Origin of the sequence: Teretinema zuelzerae, assembly GCF_021021555.1 — a bacterium.
Lineage (GTDB): Bacteria > Spirochaetota > Spirochaetia > Treponematales > Treponemataceae > Teretinema > Teretinema zuelzerae.
This window is the reverse complement of sequence record NZ_JAINWA010000003.1, coordinates 1446307-1469033: the sequence shown is the minus strand read 5'-3', so window position 1 is coordinate 1469033 and position 22727 is coordinate 1446307. Positions and strand designations below refer to the sequence as shown.

Sequence of the window (22727 nt, the reverse complement as noted above, 5' to 3'; positions counted from 1 at the left end):
TAACGCCGCGAGGCCCGGGAATCAAGCCTGCCGGCGTTAAAGCGGCGCGGCGGGGACCGACCCGCGGCCGAACTCTCTTCGGCCGGCCGCTAGATGTAGAATCTCAGGTCGCGGTGATGGAGAACGTCGGTCTTTTTCGCGATGATATAGCTTCCGGTAATCGCCGTCAGGGCGTCCAGAGCGGCGGCTACCGAGCCGATGAAAAAGGCCGCGGGTTTCAGAATAAGGTATCCGCTTTCGAGGCCTCTTCCGTACAGGGAGCAGAGAGCCGCGAGGGCTATGTATGCTCCCCCGCTCGAAAAGCGTCCCAGGAAAAAAGAAAGGATCGTCGCGGCTATCAGTATCCAGAGCATGTCCGCGGCCGCTATGCCGAGGCTGGAATAGGACTTGAGAATGACGACGAAGCTGATGATTACGGTGAGCGCGGTTCCTCCACGGGCGAATACCGAGAAGAGCGGCAGGGTGACGGAAGTGACGCGGCGGCGCACTCCCATGCTTTCGTTCGCGTGGCGCAGGAGGACCGGAAGAGTCATTGTCGCGTCCCCGGAGAAGAAGGCCGCGATGACCGGCGCGATTCCGGCGTACAGCACGCGGTAGGGATTGATCTTCCCGCAGACGAGTCTGAGGATCAGGGGGTAGAGCACAAGGCCGACGGCGAAAAGGCATACGAGCAGCAGGAGGATGAAGTCCCAGTAAACTCTCGACGCGAGCATGCTTCGGTATTGGATCATCCAGTTCACGCCCAGGGCTATCATTCCGACCGAAAGGATATCGACGAAGAATGTCATGACGGCGTAGGAGATGCGGGAAAGCGAGTCGAACATTGTCATCGCGGGTTTAGAAGTGTTTTTGTCAACCGTCGCGCCCGCGCCGGCGAAACCCGCGAAGATGCACAGGGGCAGAATGAAGGCTCCGTTTGCCAGCGCTTCGAAGGCGCTCGAGGGGAAGAGCTGGAGGAGGCTGTTCGCGACTCCTATTTTTTCAATCTCGCCGGTAGCTTCCACGAATATGGGAATTCGAGAGGGATTGCGCGCTAAAACCGCAAAAAGTCCAATGACTGCGAGGAATATTGAGGATATACTGATAACTCCGGCTGTGATGGCGCCGAGGCGGAAGAGCGACTTGCTTTCGCGCAGTTCGTATACGGCGACGGCAAAGCTGAAAAACAACAAGGGATACAGACTGTATCTGCCGAATTGAACAACCATGGATGTGATGATGTCTATTGTTTCAACGAACGAAGGTGTTTCCGACGGAGCGACAAGAGCGAACAGAATGCCGATCAGGATGCCCGCCGCGTATTTTATCCAGATTTTCATTGGTGAAGGATACCCAATGCTCAGAGTCCCGTCAACTCAGAAGAGGTTCGTATGGATAACTGGTTTTTGTTGAACGCGGCGTTGAGCCTTGTGCTGATAGCCGTTTGCGCGGCCTATAATCTGGCGCGTCCGAACAAGCTTTCCGTGCATTATCGTCTCGGGGCGTTCGGGTTATCCATAATTCCGAGCGTCGCGGCTTCCCTCTTTGCCTTCTCTCCGGGAAACCCTCATTCGGCTTGGCTCTTTCCGTTAATGGTATTGCTATGCTGGACGAGCGTGGTATTCTATTTTTCCTTCCTTCTGGACTTGACTTCCAGCCCGAGAGTGCGCTTTTTCAAGTACGCTCCTTCATTTCCGGTCGTAATCACCCTGTTGACTCTGCTGGCTCCCGGCCATATCGGTAAAATAGGCGTGAGTCTGGTGTTCGGAACTCTTTCCGCGGTCGGAACGTTCTGGATGCTGCTAAAATGGGTGCGTTCCGCGAGCGATTTCCGCGCACGGCGCGACGCGGAATGGATCCTGATGGTTTTTTCCGCCTTTTCGCTCGGCCTGGTCATCAGCTTCTTCAGATCCTTCGCCGGCTTGCTGTGGGTTCTTTCTCTCTGGTATCTGGTTTTGCACATCATCGTCAATATGCTTCATCTGCTGGAGGAAATAACCGGCCAGGACAATCTGGTCATCATGGACAACGTCTTCGATATTGTCCTGATTCTGGACTCCACCGGCCATGTGACGCGGATGAACCGTCGGGGATATCAGCTCAGCGGATTCAGCTCGCTGCGGGTCCGCGGCAGCGGCATTGAGGAGCTGATCATCCACCCGGAACTGAGCGCGTCCCGCAGAATGCAGTGGCTCATCCGGTATTGCTGGCGGGATTCTGAAACCGGCTCGGTGCGAAGCCCGTCCATCGACGCCTGGCTTACAACCGAATCCGGCGAGGAAATTCCGGTCGACCTGCGGGTTGTTTCCCTGGTGGATCTGCGCAAGCGCCGGACCGGCTACGTCATTTCCGCCACCGATATGCGTATTACCCGGCAGCTCATGAAGGAAATCTCCGATCGCGAATACGCGGCGCGGGGATTGGCCTTGTCGGAAAGAAAGTTTTCGCGGATGTTCATTTTCAATCCCTCGGGCATTTTGATAGTCGATCTGGATTCGAGCACAATTACCGACGCGAACCCGGCCATCGAAGAGATTCTGGAAACCCCCACCCATTCTCTCGTGGGGCGCAATCTGCAGGGCATCGGACTGGAGATGGACGGGATGAACATCCCGTCTCTCGTGGAAAAGGTCCTTATGGAAGGCTCGGTTCCCGAATTTTCGGCGCGCATCGCCATTCCCGGAAAGATTGTGCGGAAATGCCGCCTCTCGGCCGTTTCCTTCGATTTGAACCAGAGCCGCCGCATGCTGCTTTCCGTCACCGATGTGACCCAGCAGGAACAGATGCGCGAAGCTCTGACCCGGAAGCAGAAGGTCGAAACGATCGGAGTGCTTGCCGGCGGAATCGCCCACGATTTCAACAACATTCTCGCGGTCATTCTCGGCCACATCGGTTTGGCGAAAATGCGGGTGAGCGAGGTCAACGCCCGTTCTCCGATAGAAAAAGCGGAGTACGCGTGCCTTCGGGCCCGCGAAATGACCCGCCAGCTACTGGCCTTTTCCCGGGGAGGGACTCCGGTCATCAGCGTATGCCCCCTGCGCTCCCTCATCGTCGATTCCTCCATGCTCGCGGTGTCCGACACGGCTGTCGCATGCCTCTTCGATATACCGCAGGATGTTTGGGCTGTCCGCGTAGACCGCATCCAGTTCGGACAGGTGATCGCGAATCTGGTCGGCAACGCGGTAGAGGCGATGGACCGCAAGGGAATCATCGAGATTAGCGCCGAGAATCTGGATCTTCGCGAAACCTCGCCGCACCGGTGCCCCCTCGGAACCGATTCTTTGCCTCTTCCGCGAGACACGTACGTGAAGATTCAGGTAAAGGACCAGGGGCCGGGAATTCCGGACGAGATCAAGCCGCATATTTTCGATCCGTTTTTCACTACGAAGGAAAAGGGCACCGGCATGGGGCTTTCCATCGTGTTTTCCGTCATCCAGAACCACAAAGGCTCGGTCTGGGCGGAATCGGCTCCGGACGGAGCGGTATTCAACATAATCGTTCCGGCGGATCCAGACTTTGTCGACGGCGATTCTTCCCATAATCCCCATGCTGTTCTGGACGGAACCCGGGTTCTGCTCATGGACGACGACGCCATGGTGTTGGAAACCGCCGCGGGTATGCTCGGGTCCCTCGGGTACGAAGTAACTCAGTCGAGAAGCGGAGAGCAGGCGCTCGCCCTGTATCGGCAGGCGGTTAAGGCCGAGAAGCCGTTCGCCTTCTGCGTCCTGGACCAGGTGGTGCCGCACGGCATGAGCGGTTCCGACTGCGCCCGGGAAATCCGCGCACTCGATCCGGACGCCCTCCTTTTCATCTCGTCGGGATATTCAGACGACCCGGTATTGGCGCGTTTCAAGGACTACGGTTTTTGCGGAGTGATTCAAAAACCGTATACGCTTGAAGAATTGCGGACGGCTTTGTCGAATGTGCTTGTAACCTGATTCAAGAAGCCGGTATACTGAAACTGTATGAGCCATTCAGCCCTGATATCCGACAGTTCAAGCTCTTTTTCCTTGCGGTTGGCCGAGAGTCTCCGCTCCCGGGGAGGCGAGGCCTTTTTGACGGCCTCGGCGGCGCATGTGCATGAAAGCCCCGCTCCGGGGACGATTCTTTGGAACCGTCTCTCGCTTCTTTCCGCGCGAACGGTGAGCGTATCGATGAAAAACCGCTGCGAATCAGTAGACAGCGTCGTGTTCGTGTACGACGGCCCTGAAACCGAAGATTCCTGCGCCCGCGTATCGCTGGAGGAATCCGCCGCCTTCCTTGAAGAATGGAACAGGGGCCTTTTTCTTCTTTCTGCCGTTATGGAAGAGCATCTGCGCGCGCAGAACCGGGGAAAGCTGGTGTTCGTACAGAGAGCCGGCTCTTCTCCCTCCAAGGCGAAGGCGGCTGCGATGCTGGAAGCGGCGTTCTGCCGTCTTGCGGAGGAGACCGCCGAGGCGTTCGGCGCTTCGGCGAAGGGCGGCCTGCAAACGCTGCTCGTCCGCCTGGAAGGCGAAAATCCTGCGGAAGACGCCGAATGGCTGGCCGAGCGGCTCGTGTCCGCCGCGCCGGAACGGGGCGGAGCCCGCTGGATAAAGTCCGGTTCCCGGCCCCTGTTCGGAAAGTTCTGACCGTCCGGGGACAGCGCCTATTTTCCGACGCAAAATCCTGAAAACACTTCATCGAGAATATCGGCCGGCGTCGTTTCGCCGGTGATTTCTCCGAGCGCTCCGAGCGCGTCTTCCAGATCCTGGGCGATCGCATCCATCGGAAATCCCTGTTCCGCCGCCCTGAACGCGTGATCGAGCGCAAGAACCGCTGAATGCACGGCGGCTTTCTGCCGTTCGCTTCCCAGTGCGGCGCTGTTCGTCCTCGTCGCTCCTCCGGCCTTTTCCATCAATATCCCAGCCGCCGCGCGTACCAGGTCCGAAATCCCGGTTCCCGTCTTCGCGCTGATTTGCACCAGCGTTTCGGCTCCGAGAGACCCCGGTTCCGGAGGCGCCAGGGTTCCCGGCTTGTCGGCCTTGTTCCACGCGATTACAACCGGCGCCTTCGATCCGGTCGCGTCGCCCTGGATGCCCTCGTTCAGAAGAGCCCGGTCTTCTGCCGTCATGCCGGCAGTGCTGTCGACGAGGTATATGAGAACATCCGCTTCGGACGCGAGATTGAGCGAACGCTGCACGCCTTCCGCTTCGACCGCGTCGGCGGTATGGCGGATGCCCGCGGTGTCGTAGAGGTTTACCGGGATTCCGGCGAAGTCGCTGCCGGATTCGAGCCAGTCGCGCGTTGTGCCGTGTATATCTGAAACAATCGCCCGTTCTTCTTTCAAGAGGGCGTTGAAAAGGCTCGATTTGCCTGCGTTCGTTTTTCCGGCGATCACGACACGGGCTCCTTCGCGGTACAAGCGTTCGGAACTCCAGGTCGATTCAAGAATTTTCAGCTTCTCGAGGGCGGCCGTCGTCAATGCGGGATCCCATGCTCCCGCCGTCGTTTCTTCGTCTTCGGGATATTCGATTTCCACCTCTATGGCCGCGAGGGCCGAGAGGATGATCTTCCGCGCTTCTTCGATTTCCCGCTCGAGCGATCCTGAAAGCCTTCCTGCCGCGCGGCCTCGCGCGCCGCCGGTTCTGGCCTCGATGATTTCCCTCACGGCTTCCGCCCGGGTCAAATCGCATTTGCCGTGGACGAAGGAGCGGAAGGTGAACTCTCCCCGTTCGGCTCCGCGGAATCCCGCTTGAAGGAGGCGTTTGTATATTTCGAGAACCGCCGCCGGGCCGCCGTGGCCGGTGAATTCCACGGAATCCTCGCCGGTGAAGCTTCGAGGCGCGCGGTACACGGCCGCCATTACTTCGTCGATCCTGCTGCCGTCCTCGGCGAGAATCCAGCCGTGGACAAGGGTGTTTCCCTCCGCCTTGAGAAGGGCTTCGGACCGGGAAAACGCCGCGGCGGCGAGTTCGATAGAGCCCGCGCCCGACGTGCGGACAATGCCGAGGGCTGAGGGAACAAGGGCCGTGGCGATCGCCGCGATCGGATCATGCAATGCGTATTCAGATGGCTTCATGGAAAAAGTATAGCAGAAATGGTGCGGGGGATGATAGAATCGCCGGTATGAAAGGAATTATTGTAGCCGCAGGTTACGGCACCCGGTTTCTCCCGGTAACGAAAACCATCCCGAAGGAAATGCTTCCCCTCGTCACCATTCCCTCGATTCAATTCATCATCGATGAATTCGTCAACTCGGGAATTACCGACATCGTCATTATTTCTTCCCGCAGAAAGAAAATGATGGAAGATTATTTCGACCGCGAGGTCGAGCTCGAGTCCGTCTTCCTCCGCGAAGGAAAAACCAGGCAGCTCGAGGCTATCGAGCCGCCGAAAGCGAATATCGCCTTCGTTCGCCAGCAGAAAATGATGGGCACCGGCCACGCTCTGCTTCAGGTCAAGGAATGGATCGGTAAGGACGCCTGCGTCGTCGCGTATCCGGACGATCTGCACATGGGAAATGTTCCCCTCGCGGCCCAGCTGATAAAGACCTGGGAACTCACCGGATGCTCGGTGATGGCATCGATGCACGAAAGCGGCGACGTGTCCCGCTACGGAGTCCTGTCGATCGCCGCCGACGGAAAGCATGTGAACGGCATAGTCGAAAAACCGGCGCCCGGCAAAGAGCCGAGCCATGAGGTTTCGATCGGACGGTATTTGTACGCTCCGGAGTTTTTCGAGCATCTCGCCGAAGGCTGGGCTCTTCATGTCGCCGAGGCTGAAAAGGCGGGAAAGACGCCGGGCGAGTACTTTCATGTATACGCCCTGAACAAGCTGATGGCCGCCGGAAAGGTCGTGTATTGCAGAACAGAGGGCGACCGGCTCGATACCGGCGAGCCGGCGGGATATCTCGACGCGGTTCTCCGCTACGCCGATACCCAGCCCGAGCTGCGCGCCGTCATCGATCGGTTCGTGAAAGACCGGTCAAAATAAAAAGGCGCGGGGCGGCCCAGGTCGCCCACGTTCCGGCGAGTCCGTAGCGGACGAAACGGAAGAGGCTGTACCAGCGGCTTCCTTCGCCGGGGAAAACGAATTTTAATCCGACATAGATGCAACCGAGTCCGGCGAGCCCCAAAGCGAACCGGACTGTTTTTTTCGCGAAGCTTCCCTCCGCGGCGGTGAAGCGGGCTCCTGTTTTTCCGGTATCGGTGAGCAGTATCCGCCCGGCCGCGAAGCCGAAAATCATGCCGCCCATCGAGGCGTCTCCGGCGGAAAAGGCGTTGAGCAGAAGTGCTGCGGCCGCGGCGAATGAGAGCCGGAAGCTCCGCATCGACTTTCCCGAACGAGCGGCGCTTCGGGCGAGCGCGTCTGCAAGGCGGAGCGCTGCGGGGTTGCGCCTTAGCGCCGGAACTGCGAAGAGGGCAGCCGCAGATATCGCGGCTCCTGCCAGCCAGCCTGCGAGCACGTCGGTGGGGTAGTGCACCCCGAGACCGATCCTGCTTAGGCCGATCAGAAGAGGGAGACCGACTGCCGCGAGAACACCGGCGACGGGCGGGAGTCCCGCGCGCTTTACGCCGTCCGGAAGGGCTGTGCCGGCAGCGGTTTCGGTTCCCGCCGATTTACGCTTCGGGGAAAAAACAAGAAAGGGCCAAAAGGCCGCGGAATTTTGCGAATGGCCGGAAGGCGTCGACCAGCCGGTTTCATCGATCAGTTTTATCGAAGGATCATGGGAAAACGGCCGGGGAACGCGGAAGGATTCTTTTAAGGCGATGTTGACGCCGTTGGAGACGAAGAGCACGAGGCCCGCCGCGTATCCTTTGCGTTCGTCGACGCACCAATAGAGCGCGGCGATTATCAGAATATATACAGCCGGTCCGCCGACGAAGGAAAACGCCTCGGCGATCAGTTCAAGCGGCCGTCCGCCGAATTCCTGAACGGCTCGAATAACTGATATTCCCCATTCATGAACGGGATGAAGGGCTGCTGAGGCCGCGCTCGACAGCGGGTCGGCGGCGCTTATGATCGACGGTTCCATGCGCGTCTCCTATTTCGGATTCGAGAAAATCGCCCTGCCCTTGCTGAACGCGGCCTCGGGGCTCGGCCAGGGATAGCTTGTTTCGGCCGAGATGTCCGGCCTGAGGTCCCCGTAGCGGCCGGAGTTGTTCCAGTACATGTAGCCGCGGTCGACCGAGTCCCGCGTTCCGAACACCTGGCGTTGCACGTAATCCTGATTGTACCATGCGCGGTCGTAGGATACGTTCAGGTAGAAGGCCTGCGCCCAGGGGCGGACGATGGCGTGTTTTCGCGCAATGATCGTATTGCGGTAGGAGCCGTAGTAGTAGATCCTGTACGGCCGTTCCTCCGCTGGAGACTGGGCGAGAAAGCCCTGCTCGAAGTGGCTGGGATAGAACATGGGGCAGATGATGTCCACGTAGCGCGCGAGCAGCTCGACGTCCTGCCCGGTTCGCGCGCCGGTGCGGTACCATCCGTTCGCTCCGTAAATATCGATTGAAACGGGAGCGTTTATCTCCTTCCTTGCGTAGGACAGGAACGACATAAGGGCGCTTTCCTTGTCCATGCCCTTGTCCTGCCATCGGTATCCCGCCTGCGAAAGATTTATTCCGTCGGTCGGGAAGCGGATATAGTCGAACTGGATTTCGTCGAAGCCCCGCTCGATCAGCTCCTTTGCGACGGCGACGTTGTATTCCCACACTTCTTCGCTGTAGGGGTCCACCCAGTATTCTTCGTAATATTTGCGGACTGTTTCCGTTTTTTCAGCTTCGCTTCCGTCGGCCGAAGCGGGAATTTTCTTGACGATGTTTTCGTATCCCTGCCAGGGCTTGTTTTCCTTGGAATCCCACACCGCATAGCGCTGGCCGCCCCAGGACGCGAGCGACTTGTCCTTGAACACGACGATGCGCGCGACGAGCCATATGCCGTTTTCCTTCGCCTTCGCGGTAAAGGGCTCAAGCTGGATTCCCCTGCCTACGCGCGCCTTTTTAAGTACGAGCGGGTCCTTCGCGTCGTACCGCAGGGTTCCGATATCGTCCTTCATATCGACGACGAGCATGTTCAGCCCGTTGTCCTTCAGCGTTTTGAGATGGGCGTCGTAGCCGTCGGACGAGACGACCTGATGAACGGGAAGATAGTTTCCCTTTTTTCCGTTCGCCGTCTTCCAGTGGGGGGTAATCACCTGTTCGGGCTGACGGAGCCAGAGTTCGCTGAGCGAGACGGGGCCCCTGCCTCCGGTCCAGGATTCCGCAATCCACGCGGAAAGGAGCTGTTCCGGGGCGAGCATCAGCTGGGGGTCCCAGAGCGGAAGCTGTTCCGCTGTTCCTGCGGACGCCGAGCCTTGAGAGAACGGCTCCCCTGCTTGCCTGAATTCCCTGATTCCTGACGGAGCGGAAAAGACGATTCCCTGCGGAGTGACCGATAGGCCGTCCACGGTGTCGGCGGGAGCGGCGCCCTTCCATATTTGGACGAAGCTGCGCGCCGTCCAGTCGAGGCGGTACAACCGGGGCATGAAGGTTTGAGACGCGTAGAGAACCGTTTTTCCGTTTTGGACGACGACGGCGAGGTCGGAGACTTCGTCCGGCCATTTGATCGTGGGGACTTTCTCGAGCCCGCCGTTCATGTCCGTCCATGCCGCTGATCCCGAGTCGGGATATTTCCAGGAAATTCCGTAGATCGGATGAGACATGAACACCGTAAGCGCGGGGACTCCGGCGGAATTCGTAAAATCTCCGACGGCGACTGCCTTTGCGCCTGCGGTAGCGGCGCTGAGCCCGAGGCTTTTCCAGTTCAGTCCGCCGTCTCTCGTCAGATACACGGCGTCCTTGGTCGCGGTGACCATAATCTCGGGCTTGAGCGGATGGATTTCAAGGTCCTTGAGCTCCTGCACTTCCCGGGCGAAGGTTTTTCCTTCGGGTCCGGGAATTTTTATCGTTTTCACGGGGAGGCCCGAGTTCCGTTCTTCGAACGCGGCAAGATCGGCGCTGCGGAATACTCCGGCGGAGGTAAGGATGTACCATGCGTCCGGGGTTTTCATGATTTTCCGCACCTCGCCGCCTTTCCACAGGCTGACTGCCTGGCTTGCGGCGAGACGGTAGAGTCCCGAAACTGTTCCGGCCAGAAATTCTGTCCGGGCGTGAAGGGGGGCGGATACCAACAGGGCAAGAGCCGCAGTCGCGGCTGCGGTCAGGAAGGGGCGGGGTAATTTCATATCGGTAAAGAGGATACCAGATATTTTCGTATTGAAAAAGCCTGCGATCCGGTTTACGCTGTGACTGGAACCAAGGGGGAACGTCGGATGCAAAAATCAGTGACCAAAATATGCGGTATCTTGACATCGGGCGGAGACGCTCCGGGTTTGAACGCCGCCATCAGGGGCGTGTGCCGGACCGCCATCGATATTTACGGCATGAAGGTCATCGGTTTCGAGCATGGGTACCGCGGTTTAATCGAGAACAAGTCCCGCGTCCTGAATCCCTCCGAATTTTCAGGCATTCTCGCCCAGGGGGGCACCATTCTGGGAACTTCGCGTGAAAAACCGTTCAAAGACAAAAACTGGTGCGAGGGAACCGGCCCCTGCGCCGTTGAAATGATCATCGACACGTACAAGAAAAACAAGCTCGACTGCCTTGTAACGCTCGGCGGAAACGGCACGAACACGACCGCCTCTCTGCTGGCGAAGGAAGGCCTCAATGTAATCGGCCTTCCCAAGACGATCGACAACGACATCGTGGAAACCGACATCACCTTCGGCTTTCACACCGCCCTCACCGTCGCAACCGACGCCATCGACCGCCTGCATTCGACCGCTTCCAGCCATAACCGGGTGATGGTCATCGAGGTGATGGGACATAAAGCCGGCTGGCTGAGTTTGTATTCCGGAGTAGCCGGCGGCGGAGACGTCGTCCTCTTGCCCGAGATTCCCTACGACATCGAGAGCATCGCCCGCCATCTGGAAAACCGCGGACGGGCGGGAAAGACCTTTTCCATCGTCGTGGTCGCCGAAGGCGCCCGCTCGGTGGAGGAGTCGCGGCTTGATAAAAAAGCTTTCAAAAAGGCCCGCGAGCAGATGTCCGGCTCGATCGGATACCGCGTCGCGCGCGAAATCCAGGACGCGACCGGTCTTGAATCAAGGGTTACGGTTCTGGGATACCTGCAGCGGGGAGGCACTCCCGTAGCCTTCGACCGCGTTCTCGCGTCCCAGTTCGGAACGGCCGCGGCGAACATGCTTGCCGAGGGCAATTACGGAAAGATGGTCGCCCTTCAGGATAATCGCCTTGTCGGGGTGCCGCTAGAGAACGTCGCGAACCGGATTAAATCGGTCCCGGTCGATCACCGCATGATCGAAACGGCGCGGGATGTGGGAACCTGTCTGGGAGATTGATGCAGGCGTTGCCGGATTTTCAGGCTTCTTCCAGGGGCACCGGCTTTGAAATGCCGTATCCCTGGGCGTAGTCCACGCCGATAGTCCTGAGCTGTCCGATGATGGTGTCGTTTTCCGCGAATTCTCCGATCGTCTTCAACCCCAAAACCTTGCACATGCTGGAAATGGCCTGGACCATCGTGTAGTCCACCTCGTCCCTGTCCATGTTGCGGATGAAGCAGCCGTCGATCTTGAGATAGTCGACCGGCAGATTCTTGAGATAGTTGAAGGATGAAAATCCCGAGCCGAAATCGTCGAGGGCGAAGGTGAAACCCTGTTCCTTGAGCATGGTGATGAAGCGGGACGCCGAACCGAGATTCAATATCGCGCTGGTCTCAGTGACTTCCAGGCAGATGCACTCCGGGGATACTCCCGTTTCCTCCGCGTTTTCCATGATGTAGCCGATGATGCTTTCGTCCAGAAGGGACGATCCCGACAGGTTGATGCAGAAGATCGACTTCGCCAGCGGTCCGTTTGCTTTCTGGATTCTCGCGACGGCGGCGAAGCTTTCCCTGATTACCCATCGGTCGATCGCGGGCATGAGATTGTAATGTTCGGCGATCGGTATGAACTCGCCCGGCTGGATTATCTCGCCGTCGACTCCGATCATCCTGATGAGAATCTCCAGTTTGTGCTGCGTGTTCGTCGCTTCGAGGGGGAGAATCGGCTGGTAAAAGAGGCGGAAGCGGTTTTCCCGGAGCGCTTCGTGAATGCGCGTGATCCATTCGCTGATCGATGCGCGCGCCTTAATCTGGGTAGATCCCTGGGAGAACACCGAATAGTGGTTTCCTCCGGATTCGTGGGTGTTGTACACCGTCTGCGTTCCGGCGATCATGACGTCGTGTTCGGTATGGAATGTTCCGTCGAGGGGAACGATTGCGATGCTCAGGCTGATCGGATATTCCTTTCCGTTCCATCTGAAAAGGTCTTTTCGCGTTTCCATGATGAGGCCTTGCGCGATGTCGACGGTGTCGCGCGCGACCGATCCCAAGCGTTCAGGGTTATCCGGATCGGGAAAGTGGACGAGTATGAAATCGTCTCCGCTGCAGCGAGCGGCGTAATCCTGCGCGCCCATGAAGGCCCTGATCCGCTGGGCTGTTTCCTGAAGCAGCCGGTCGCCGGCCTGGGTTCCGCAGGAATCGTTTACGACCCTGAAATGGTCGATATCGATGAACAGGACTTCCGCGGGCTTCGCCCTTGCTCCGGGGCTGGAAATCGCTTCGTTGAGGCGAAGCGCGATCTCGTTCCGGTTCAAAAGACCGGTGAGCGTGTCGTGGCTGCTTTGGTACTTGATAGCGTCCGTCATTTCATGAAGCCGCGAGATGTCCTTGAACGAGAGAATGGATGTTCCTCCCGCAGAACCGTCGGATTGCGAACCTTTCGCACCGCTTTCCGGGGAAAGTTCGTGGTTCAGGGTCATTTCGACGACATAGGAATTGTTGTTCCGGTTGGTGAGGCGGAGATTCCTGATTTTCAGGACTTTGCGGTTTTCCGAGAGAGTAGGCAGGGGAAAGGGTTCTCCCGATTCCATTTCAGATAGAGTGAAGAAATCTTCGACCCGCTTTGTCCGCGCGTCTTCTTCCGTCGTCTCCAGAATTTCCTGGGCTTCCGGGTTGAGAAATACGATGCGCTTCTCTTGATCCACGACGAGTATCGCGTCGGTGGTGGATTTTAATATCGCGGAAAAAAGCTGTTCGTTCTCCCTGATGCGGTTGTCCGCGCGGCTTTTGAAGAGAGCCATTTCGATGACGGTCGCGAGCTCCCGCTCTTTGAACGGCTTCAGGATGAAGCCCATCGGACCGGCTTCTTTGGCACGATCGATCGTTGCGTTGTCGGTATAGGCTGAAAGGAATATTACCGGTATCCGGAGTTCGTTTTTAATTGTCAGGGCGATTTCGATTCCGTCTATAGGCCCCTGGAGAACGATGTCCATGAGAACGAGATCGGGCTTCAAGTCCCTGATTCCCAGGATGGCCGCGTTCGCGTCCGAGGCCGAGCCGCACACCCTGTAGCCCATGCGTTCAAGCCGATGCTGCAAATCCATTGCAATAATCCGCTCGTCTTCGACTATAAAAATGCTCTCTCTACTCATTGCTGATATAATCCATTATTTCGTTGACGATCTCCGGCGGCATCCGTGCCCCCGTATGTATTACCACATCAGCCATTGTAGCATAGATTCCCGAACGTCGGGAAAAAAGTTCCTGAAACAGGAGTTCGGGATTCGGGCCTTCCAGGAATTTGGGAAGCCGTCCGTCCCGTTCCGCGCTCGCTGCGATCCGGGAAAAAAGGAGGTGAAACGGCGTATCCAGCCAGATCATCAAACTCCGCCCGGAAAGGATTTCGGCGGCATCCGCATTGTCCGAAAGGCCTCCGCCGGTCGCGATAACCAGCGCTTCTGCCGTTTTCGCCAGCTCGCGGCAAGCCTCGGTCTCCCATTTTTGCATGAGGTCGGCTCCTCCCTGGTCGTAGAGGGCGCGGGGAGAAAGGCCTGCGAGTTCGGCAATCACCGTGTCTGCGTCCCGGAACGAGCGGCCGAGTTTCTCCGCAAGCAGGGCGCCGACGGTGCTTTTTCCGGTATGCTTCATTCCCATCAGGACGATGTGGGCGTAGTCTTTCATCGCGTGGACTATACCGTAAAAACAGCTTGTAATAAAGAGATTCACCGGATATCCTTTTTTTAATTATGGCCGTTTTCATTCTCTTCCTTGCTGTCTTTTTCCCTGTATTCCTGATTATCGCCGTTCTGAGAAGTCGGAATCTGATGAGCCTGTCCCGGGGAATCGGCGGCGTTCTCGCGGCTCTCGCCATGGTTGCCGCGGCATCCCTGCTGCAAAGCGCTCTCTCTTCTTTCGGTCCTGCCGTTTCAGGTATCAGCTCTCCCTTTTTCCGCGCCTTTATTACCGCTTCATTTATAGAAGAAACCTGCAAGTTGTTCGGGCTTTACGTCGTTCTACGGGCATCAGGCAGCCGCGGACGCCGAAGGGACGAGAATCCCTGGACCGCGGCTCTGTTGGTTTCTTCCTCTTTCGCCGCGTTTGAAACCCTTGCCTACGGTCTTTTGTATCCGGGAGTCGAGCTTATACGGCTGTTCACCGCTCTTCCCCTTCATATCGCCTGCGGTCTCCTTGCCTCGCGCGCCCTGTCTCCCGGAAAAACGCCCGGCCTTCTTTGCTTCGCCGCGGCGGTTTCCATCCACGGAGCCTATTCCTTCGCTGCCGGGTTCGGCCGCGCGGCTTTGGCGTTTCAGCTTTTTCTCATTATGCTCGCCTGGCTCGCCGCATTTCGCGCGCGCAGGGTCTCTGCCTCTGGCGGCCTTGATCGGGAGATCGGCGAGTGAAATCGAAGACCCTTTTCATAGACGGCGACGGCCGCTCGACGCTTCGCGCCCTGCTCGGCCCTGATGCGCCTCCTGCCCGCTGCGGCGGCGCCGGCGTATGCGGGTCATGCCGCGTCAAACTTGCCGGGTCATCGGCCCTGCCGCCTCCTTCCTCCGCCGATCTTCAGCGCTTCTCGGCAGAGGAGCTTGCCTCCGGGTGGCGCCTTTCCTGCCTGTGCGTACCGGCCGGGCGTTTCGCTGTCGAAATTCCGGAAATCGACGAGTCCGGCATAGCCGACATGGCCCTGAGATCGGGGTGCCCCGAACCTGATGGGGACAGAGCAGCGTCCGCTGAATCCGAGCTGCCGGAAATTTCCCGTTTTGCCGTCGCGGTCGATGTCGGAACGACGACTATCGTTACAGAATTGCTTGATAGAGGCGCCCGCAAGCCGATCGCTTCGGATTCTTTCGTGAATCCTCAGCGGAAATGGGGCGCCGACGTGCTTTCCCGCATCGAAGCGCTCTCCCGGGCGGGAGGGGAAGGAGTCGATGCCGCCGCTTCGATGAAGGCATCCCTCGCCGCGGATCTTGAAAAATCCTTCGGCCGCCTGCTGCAAAAAATCGATGTGGCCGAAGGCGGAATCGTGAAAATAGGGATTGCGGCGAATACCGCGATGACTCACATCCTGCTCGGCCTCGACGCCCGGGGTCTGGGCGTTTCTCCCTTTGTTCCCGCGGCCCTCTCCTTTCCCGATCTTCCCGCCCGCGCGCTATTTCCCGGCCTTCCTTCGGAATATGCCGAGGACTGCGCCGTTACTTTTGTTCCCTGCCTTTCAGCCTTTATCGGCGGGGACATCGTCGCGGGACTTGCAGCCGCCGGGCTCGACCCGGACGGTCCTCCCTCTCTGTTTCTCGATCTGGGAACGAATGCGGAAATGGTTCTGGCCTCCGGCGGCCGCTTTCTCTGCGCGTCCGCGGCGGCGGGACCGGCGTTCGAGGGAGGGCGTATTTCCTGCGGCGTCGCGGCCGTTCCCGAATCTGTCGCGGAGGTGCGCCTGGATGGGAGCCGCTTCGCGTGGAAACGGGCGGGCTCTTTTCCCGCCGGCGCGGAACTTCCTCCTCCGCCGGGGCTTTGCGGCTCGGGCCTCGTCGATTTTCTCGCCTGCGCCCTCGACGCCGGCCTGGTGCGCCCCGACGGCTCCCTCGCTCCCGCCTGCGCCGGCGGAGTTTTGTTGGGCGGCGGCTCTGCTCTGTCCCTGTCCTCCGGGGACGTCCGGGAGCTTCAGCTCGCCCGGGCCGCGGTCCGCGCGGGGATCGGAATCTTGCTTGAAGAAGCCGGCCTCTCAGCCGCAGATCTTGAGCGCGTCTATCTCGCCGGCGGCTTCGGGACATTTTTAAAGGAAGAGTCCGCCCTCCGCGTTTCTCTGATTCCCCGCGAGTGCCGCGGCAGAATAATTCCTGCCGGCAACGCGTCCCTGAGCGGCGCGAGGCTTGCCGCAATCGGAGACAACCCGGCCGATCGATTCAATGCTATACTGGAAAAAAGCGTCCCCGTTCCGCTGGGCGGAAACGAGCGCTTCAACGCCCTTTTTATCGATTTTCTGGAGTTCGACTGACCATGCGCGTACGGCGTTCCACCGTCCTGTTCATAGTGCTTCTCATCGCCACCTTCTGGCTCATCCTCTATTCGTCCTTTCTGCTGCTGAGAGTCGCTTCCGGCGCCGCGGCCATCGGAAAAATCGATCCGGGAGAGCCCATGCGCTGGCACCTCGTCATGATAGGAGAGCGGATCGATTCGCCGTTCTGGCAGGAGGTTTTCGCCGGCGCGCTTGAAATCTGCTCGGAGCGGGACGCGGTGGTGGAGCTCGTCGGGCCTGCCCTGGACGCCGACAGAAAAGATACCGACGAATATCTCCAATACGCGGTCGCCGCCCGCCCGAACGGAATCCTCGCTTTTGTGGACGATCGCGAGGAATCCCTTCAGGCTCTGGAAATAGCCGCTCTCCGGGGCATTCCCGTCATATCGCTTGAAAACGACGCCTTTCCCGCGAACCGCCAATCCTTCGTCGGCGTTTCGCGCTACGCCCTCGGCAACCTGCTCGGCGGCCTCGTATACACCTGCGGAGGCGCGACCGGCCACGCCCTGGTGCTTCTGGACGAGGAATCCGTACGGTCGTCGGAGAGCATCATGCTGTCCGCCATCCAGGACGCGGTGTCCTCCTATCCGGAGATCAGAGTGACGGCTCTGGACCGGAACTCCATGAAGGACATGAGCCGGGACGAATTCCTGCGCCACCGCATCCTCAACGATCCTGATCTGGACGTAATCCTGTGTTTGACCGCGGAGGACACCGTCCTTGCCACGCAAGCCGTCATCGAGCTCAATCAAAGCTCCCGCATTTCCATCATCGCCTTCCGGGAAAGCCGCGAGATTCTTGATTACGTCAGAAAGGGAATCATCCAGGCCGTAGTCGCGGTAGACGCCCGGCAGATGGGCCGGAAAGCCGCCGACGCGATGCTCGAATACCTTGAAACCGGCCATTCCAACGACTTCGTCATCACCGACCTGCACGTGATAACCGCCGACTCTCTCGAGAGGAGCCGTCAATGAGGGCGCGCAGGAGCTCCAGCATCCGCGCCCGTCTTCTGTACTCGTTTTTTTTGACCGCGGCGCTGATGGGCATCATCATCATGTACAGCTTCCTCAGCTTCAACGCGATCGCCGTCTCCATCACCAACGCGTACCAGACGAATATCGATCTCGACGAATTCCAAACCGCCCTCGGCGCCGTCGAATCGAGCATGGAAAAGTACATCAGCTTGCGCACCTTCGAAAGCATCGAAAACTATTATGGCTGGAGAGGACGGCTCGACACTCTCGCGCTTCAGTTCAATGTGACCCTGTCCTCCGATCCCATTCTGCTGCTTGAATACAAGGTGAAGCGGCTGATGGAGTCCTTCCTGGAATACGCGGACAAGGCGGTCTACGCCCGGCGCGGCAACAATGTCCAGGAATATACGCGCAACTACGCCGCCGCCCTCCGGGTGTACGATTATCTTTCCGACTCGGTAAACGACTTGAACGCCCGCTATTTCAGGCGGAATATTTCGGGCTACAACCGGCTCATCCGCGAAATGCAGACGATCGAAATCCTGAGCATCGCGATTCTGCTGCTGGTCATCGCGGTGAATTTCCTGATGGTGTACATTCTCATCGACCGGATCACCGGCCCTCTGGTGGAGCTTTCCCGCGCGGCAAACGAAGTCGCCGAGGGGCATTTCGACGTAGACTTGCTGGGCATCCAATCCCAGGACGAGGTGGGCAACATTTGCCGCGCCTTCGACCGCATGACGGTCAGCATCCGCGAGTACATAGACACGATCAAGACGAAGGCCGAGATAGAAAACCGCCTGCGAAGGCAGGAGATGGAGATGCGAGAGCTGTACAAGGACGCCCAGCTCAAAACTCTCCAGTCGCAGATCAATCCGCACTTCCTCTTCAATACCCTGAACGCCGGAGCCCAGCTCGCCATGATGGAAGGAGCCGACGACACCTGCACCTTCATCGAAAAAACCGCCGATTTCTTCCGCTACAACATCCAGAACATGGACAAGGACAGCATGCTGGACGAAGAAATCGCGCTGGTGGACAACTACATGTACATCATGAAGGTGCGCTTCGCCGACCGCGTCTCGTATATAAAGAGCATCGAATGCGACACCCGCGACATCCCCATTCCCAGCATGGTGCTGCAGCCCTTGGTCGAGAACTCGATCAAGCACGGCATCGGCGACATGAAATCCGGCGGAACAATTACGTTGCGGGTATTTCGGGAAGATGGTATTCTGTACATTGACGTTTCGGACAACGGGAGAGGAATCGAAGGCTCGACGCGGGATCGTCTTCTGCATGGTTCCTACTTTTACGAAGGGGAGCCTCTCGGGAGCGACCAGCCGCCTTCGGTGGGAATCGGCATGATTAACGTCATCACCCGGCTTCGCGTCTTTTTCGACCAGCCGGACATCATCGATATCCGGAACAATGCTCCTGAACCGGGCACAACCTTTTCCATAAGGATTCGGAATGTATAGAGTTCTGCTTGCGGACGATGAACAGATAGTCATTGATTCACTCGGCTTCATCTTAGAGCGCAATTTCCCCGGCCAGCTGGAATTTTTCAGCGCGCGATCCGGGGGAGACGCCGTGGAGATTTGCCAGAACAACAAGATCGACATCGCCTTCATGGACATCAATATGCCGGGATTGAACGGCATCGAGGCTATCAAGAGCATTAAAAGCTTCAGCCCCGCGATGCTGATCATCGTCCTTACCGCCTTCGACCGCTTCGAATACGCCCAGCAGGCGGTGAACCTCGGCGTGTACGAGTATCTTTCCAAGCCGGTGAACCGCGGTCGCATCGCCGAGACTATGAGGAACGCCCTTTCGCAGGTTGATATTCAGCGCAGAAAGCAGCTCTCGGAAATTCAGATCAGGGAAAAGCTGGACTCCGTCGTCAACATCGTGGAAAGCGATTTCATCTATTCCCTTATTTTCCCCTCGGACAAGACGGGCGACATCGAGTCCTACCTCGATTTTTTCAACATCAAGGATCCCCTGTATTACTTCCTGACCTTCGAGGTCGCGGACCTGCAGGACGGAGCGCGTTCCCAGACCTATCTTACGCTGAGGGATATCATCTCCTCGGCCGCCTCCTGCATCATCGGTCCGCTTATGAGAAACCGCATCGTGGTGTTCGTCACCGTAGACAGGAGCCTTTCCGAACAGGAAGCCCAGGTCGAAATTCGCTCCTTCGTCCGAACCCTGCATTCGCGCATCACCACACGGCTCGGCCATAAGGTGAAAATCGGAGTCGGCCCGGTCGAACCGTCCCTTGCCCGCTCCCTTTCGGCCTACAACGAATCTCTGAAGGCTCTTATCAGCACCGACGATCCGAACGCCGTCGTGTACAGCATGGATTGCGCCGCCCAGCAGAGCGGCGGCGGCTATCCGGCGGACGCGGAAAAGAAGCTCCTGGACCGCGCGCTGGCCGGAGACCTCCAGAGCGTACACAGTTTATTCGCTTCCATCTGTTCCTGGCTCCATCAGCAGTTTCCCGGCGATATGTCGGTAGAAAAAGGAAAGCTGTTCGAGCTTCTTTCTCTTGTCCGCCATCAAACGAGGCAGGTTCAGAGCCGGTTCGGCGGATTTTCCGTATGGAAGGATTCCTGGAAGCAGATTGAATCGATCGAGGACGTGTTCGCCCTTGAAAAACTGGTACTGTCCTCGATAGACGAATGCATCGGCGTGATAATAGAACACAAGCAGAGCAGGATGAGCCCCATCATCATCAAGGCCTGCACCATCATCAACGATAATCTGTCCCGCGACATCTCCCTGGAGGAGATTTCTCGCCGGGTCGAGATCAGTCCGTTTTATTTCAGCAAGCTTTTTAAAGAGGAAACCGGGGAGAACTTCATCGAATACGTCACGATGGCAAGGGTTCAGAAGGCGAAGGATCTGCTGCGCGACCATTCCAGGAGCATTAAGGAAATCAGCGCCGATTCAGGCTACGCGGATCCGAATTATTTCAGCAAGCTTTTCAAGAAAATCGTGGGGCTCACCCCGACGGAATACAGGGAAACGCTGTGAAGCACGCCTGCTCCGCGCTGTGCGCCGCCGTTCTTTTTTTCTCCGGCTGCTCCGAGCGCAAGGCTCCCGAGCCCGCCGGAATCCCGCAGGAACCGAAACGGGTGACCATCGGCTTTTCCCTCGACTCGCTGATCGTGGAGCGCTGGATCCGCGACCGGGACGTCTTTGTGTCCACCGCGTCCTCGCTCGGAGCCGACGTCATATTCCAGAACGCGGCGAATAATCCCTCGGCTCAGGTCGCTCAGGTTAAGTATCTCATCGACAAGGGCGTCGACGTGCTGGTGATAATCCCCCAGAACGCGGAAATGCTCGCCGAATCTGTTCAAAAAGCCCGCTCGCGGGGCATCAAGGTGATTTCCTACGACCGGCTGATACGCAACGCAGGAGTTGACCTCTATATCAGCGTCAACAGCATGGAAGTCGGCCGTATCATGGCGTCGGCGATCATCCGGGAAGCTCCCGCCGGGAATTACGTGTTTATTTACGGCCCGAAATCCGACTATAACGTGACGCTGGTTCAGGAAGGCTTGCGGTCCGTATTCGTGCAATATCCGGGAATCTTCCATCTGCTTGATTTTCACGCAGAGAACTGGAGCTACGACCTCGCCTTCGAACAGGTGTCCGCCCTGCTCGAGCAGGGAAAGGCCATCGACGCGATAGTGTGCGGAAACGACGGGCTTGCCGGCGGCGCGATCAGGGCCTTGTCCGAATGGCGGCTCGCGGGAGAAATACCGGTAGTCGGCCAGGACGCCGATATCGCCGCCTGCCAGTACGTGGTAGAAGGCTCCCAGCTCGCTACCGTGTATAAGCCGATTTCAGCGCTCGCCCGGGAGGCTGCCGTGCAGGCAGTCGCCCTTGCAGACGGTTCCTTTACCGCCCCTTCAGACAGCATATTCGACGGGGTTCAGGACGTTCCCGTTATGTGGTTTCAGCCGGTCGAGGTGAACAGGGATAATATCGACGAAATCATTATTCGATCGGGTTTTCATTCCGCGAACGAGATTTACCGGAATATTCCTGCGAACAAACGTCCTCCCGAGCATCAATAACGCATTTCAGGATCGAATATACGGCGTTTTCGGAGCAGTGTTTTTTTGACCACAATATTTTACCGGTCGTTCGGCCCTTCTGATCTTCCTTCCTGCCAAAATCTTCTTCACTTTGCAATAATCCCCAGAAGCTTCTTTGTTTCAATCCCCCTTTGACTGTTAGGATTCTATCAGGGAAATCTAGTTTCCAAAGTTCGTAAGGAGGAATTCATGAAAAAATTTTCTAAAGTCATCGTCGCCGCGACAGCGCTTCTGATGGTTGCGTCCGTTGCGTTCGCAGGCGGTAGCCAGCAGAAGGCAAAGGTAGACGTCGGTATCGTACTTCCCACAAAAGACGAGCCCCGCTGGGTTCAGGACGAAGCCCGCTTCCTTGAAGCTCTCAAAGGCCAGGCGAACGTCGAGCTTCTGTTCAGCCAGGGCGATTCCGGAAAGGAAAAGCAGAACGTAGAAACCCTTCTCACCAAGGGAATCAAGGTTCTTATCATTTGCCCGCAGGACGGAACCGCCGCGGCCGCAGCCGCTGAAGCCGCCAAGAAAGAAGGCGTAACCGTTATTTCCTACGACCGCCTCATCACCGATACAACCGCGGTAGACTACTATGTCACCTTCGACTCCGTATCCGTAGGCCGCGCACAGGCTCAGTACCTTCTGAACAACCTCGGAGCAGGCAAGGCTTCCAATCCCCTGTACCTGTATGCCGGCGCCGCTTCCGACAACAACGCATTCCTGTTCTTCCAGGGCGCTTGGGAAGTTCTCCAGCCTAAGATCGCCGACGGCACCCTCGTGATCAAGAACTCCGCCGAAGCTCTCGCTCTCAAGGGAAAGAAAGATCTTACCCGCGCTGAAATGGCCAAGATCATCGGACAGGTCACCACCGACTGGAACTTCGACGTAGCGAAAAAGAAAGCAGCCGACAACCTTACCAGCGCGACAGCCGCCGACAAGGGCGTTTGCTTCATCCTCGCTCCGAACGACGGAACCGCCCGCGCCATCGCGGACGAATTCGCCAAGGACAAGGATGTTTCCAAGTTCTTCGTAACCGGACAGGATGCCGAGAAAGCTTCCGTCCAGTACATCATCGACGGAAAGCAGTCCATGACCGTTTTCAAGGACGTCCGCACCCTCGTCCGCGACTCCGTTAAAATGGCAACCGACGTTCTCGCAGGAAAGACTCCCGTGACCACCGGTTCCTACGACAACGGCAAGAAGCAGGTCGCCGCGAAGCAGACCGAAGTCGTAACCGTCGACCAGAAGAACGTGAAAGCTGCCCTGATCGATTCAGGCTACTATCCCGCTTCCGATTTCACCGGACTCTAACCAACCAGGTTTCTAACA

17 protein-coding genes are annotated in these 22727 nt (G+C 58.0%); 11 read left to right on the top strand and 6 right to left on the bottom strand.

The window, feature by feature from the left end; genetic code table 11:
* Positions 1-89: 89 nt before the first annotated feature.
* The gene (locus K7J14_RS13695; RefSeq protein ID WP_230757496.1) at positions 90-1319 is read right to left on the bottom strand and encodes a dicarboxylate/amino acid:cation symporter; all 1230 of its coding nucleotides are present in this window, start codon (positions 1317-1319) and stop codon (positions 90-92) included.
* 51 nt (positions 1320-1370) lie between these two features.
* On the opposite strand from K7J14_RS13695, the gene K7J14_RS13690 reads away from it, so the two are divergent.
* Positions 1371-3917, top strand: coding sequence for an ATP-binding protein (locus K7J14_RS13690; RefSeq protein WP_230757494.1), 2547 nt, complete (start codon positions 1371-1373; stop codon positions 3915-3917).
* 27 nt (positions 3918-3944) lie between these two features.
* Positions 3945-4589: a hypothetical protein gene (locus tag K7J14_RS13685; RefSeq protein WP_230757488.1), complete on the top strand. Its 645-nt coding sequence runs from the start codon at positions 3945-3947 to the stop codon at positions 4587-4589.
* A gap of 17 nt (positions 4590-4606) precedes the next feature.
* Here the strand turns inward: K7J14_RS13685 and mnmE are convergent, their stop codons facing one another.
* Positions 4607-6019 (bottom strand): tRNA uridine-5-carboxymethylaminomethyl(34) synthesis GTPase MnmE, encoded by a 1413-nt coding sequence (gene mnmE / locus K7J14_RS13680; protein WP_230757485.1) that lies wholly within the window; start codon positions 6017-6019, stop codon positions 4607-4609.
* 47 nt (positions 6020-6066) lie between these two features.
* On the opposite strand from mnmE, the gene K7J14_RS13675 reads away from it, so the two are divergent.
* On the top strand, positions 6067-6933 hold the full coding sequence (locus K7J14_RS13675) for a UTP--glucose-1-phosphate uridylyltransferase (RefSeq protein WP_230757483.1): 867 nt from the start codon (positions 6067-6069) through the stop codon (positions 6931-6933).
* Here K7J14_RS13675 and K7J14_RS13670 read toward each other — a convergent pair.
* Positions 6899-7975: a phosphatase PAP2 family protein gene (locus tag K7J14_RS13670; RefSeq protein ID WP_230757482.1), complete on the bottom strand. Its 1077-nt coding sequence runs from the start codon at positions 7973-7975 to the stop codon at positions 6899-6901. The genes K7J14_RS13675 and K7J14_RS13670 overlap by 35 nt on opposite strands.
* A 9-nt stretch (positions 7976-7984) precedes the next feature.
* Positions 7985-10162, bottom strand: a complete 2178-nt coding sequence (locus tag K7J14_RS13665) for a putative glycoside hydrolase (RefSeq protein WP_230757479.1) — start codon at positions 10160-10162, stop codon at positions 7985-7987.
* An 87-nt stretch (positions 10163-10249) separates the two neighbouring features.
* Between K7J14_RS13665 and K7J14_RS13660 the strand changes: the two genes are divergently transcribed.
* Positions 10250-11335, top strand: a complete 1086-nt coding sequence (locus tag K7J14_RS13660; RefSeq protein WP_230757475.1) for a 6-phosphofructokinase — start codon at positions 10250-10252, stop codon at positions 11333-11335.
* 19 nt (positions 11336-11354) lie between these two features.
* On the opposite strand, the gene K7J14_RS13655 is transcribed toward K7J14_RS13660, so the two are convergent.
* The gene (locus K7J14_RS13655) at positions 11355-13466 is read right to left on the bottom strand and encodes a putative bifunctional diguanylate cyclase/phosphodiesterase (protein WP_230757472.1); all 2112 of its coding nucleotides are present in this window, start codon (positions 13464-13466) and stop codon (positions 11355-11357) included.
* Entirely contained in the window at positions 13459-13995 is a 537-nt protein-coding gene (locus K7J14_RS13650) for a shikimate kinase (protein ID WP_230757460.1), read from the bottom strand. The genes K7J14_RS13655 and K7J14_RS13650 overlap by 8 nt, the downstream gene beginning before the upstream one ends.
* A gap of 65 nt (positions 13996-14060) precedes the next feature.
* On the opposite strand from K7J14_RS13650, the gene K7J14_RS13645 reads away from it, so the two are divergent.
* From K7J14_RS13645 to K7J14_RS13615, 7 genes are all read left to right on the top strand, one after another.
* Entirely contained in the window at positions 14061-14714 is a 654-nt protein-coding gene (locus K7J14_RS13645) for a PrsW family glutamic-type intramembrane protease (protein WP_230757457.1), read from the top strand.
* On the top strand, positions 14711-16309 hold the full coding sequence (locus K7J14_RS13640; protein WP_230757455.1) for an ASKHA domain-containing protein: 1599 nt from the start codon (positions 14711-14713) through the stop codon (positions 16307-16309). The genes K7J14_RS13645 and K7J14_RS13640 overlap by 4 nt, the downstream gene beginning before the upstream one ends.
* Before the next feature lie 2 nt (positions 16310-16311).
* On the top strand, positions 16312-17304 hold the full coding sequence (locus K7J14_RS13635) for a sugar ABC transporter substrate-binding protein (protein ID WP_230757454.1): 993 nt from the start codon (positions 16312-16314) through the stop codon (positions 17302-17304).
* Positions 17301-18785 (top strand): sensor histidine kinase, encoded by a 1485-nt coding sequence (locus K7J14_RS13630; RefSeq protein WP_230757451.1) that lies wholly within the window; start codon positions 17301-17303, stop codon positions 18783-18785. The genes K7J14_RS13635 and K7J14_RS13630 overlap by 4 nt, the downstream gene beginning before the upstream one ends.
* Positions 18778-20343: a response regulator transcription factor gene (locus K7J14_RS13625; RefSeq protein WP_230757448.1), complete on the top strand. Its 1566-nt coding sequence runs from the start codon at positions 18778-18780 to the stop codon at positions 20341-20343. The genes K7J14_RS13630 and K7J14_RS13625 overlap by 8 nt, the downstream gene beginning before the upstream one ends.
* Positions 20340-21392, top strand: coding sequence for a substrate-binding domain-containing protein (locus K7J14_RS13620; protein ID WP_230757445.1), 1053 nt, complete (start codon positions 20340-20342; stop codon positions 21390-21392). Before K7J14_RS13625 ends, K7J14_RS13620 begins: the two co-directional genes overlap by 4 nt.
* Before the next feature lie 210 nt (positions 21393-21602).
* Positions 21603-22709 (top strand): sugar ABC transporter substrate-binding protein, encoded by a 1107-nt coding sequence (locus tag K7J14_RS13615; RefSeq protein WP_230757442.1) that lies wholly within the window; start codon positions 21603-21605, stop codon positions 22707-22709.
* Positions 22710-22727: the final 18 nt, after the last annotated feature.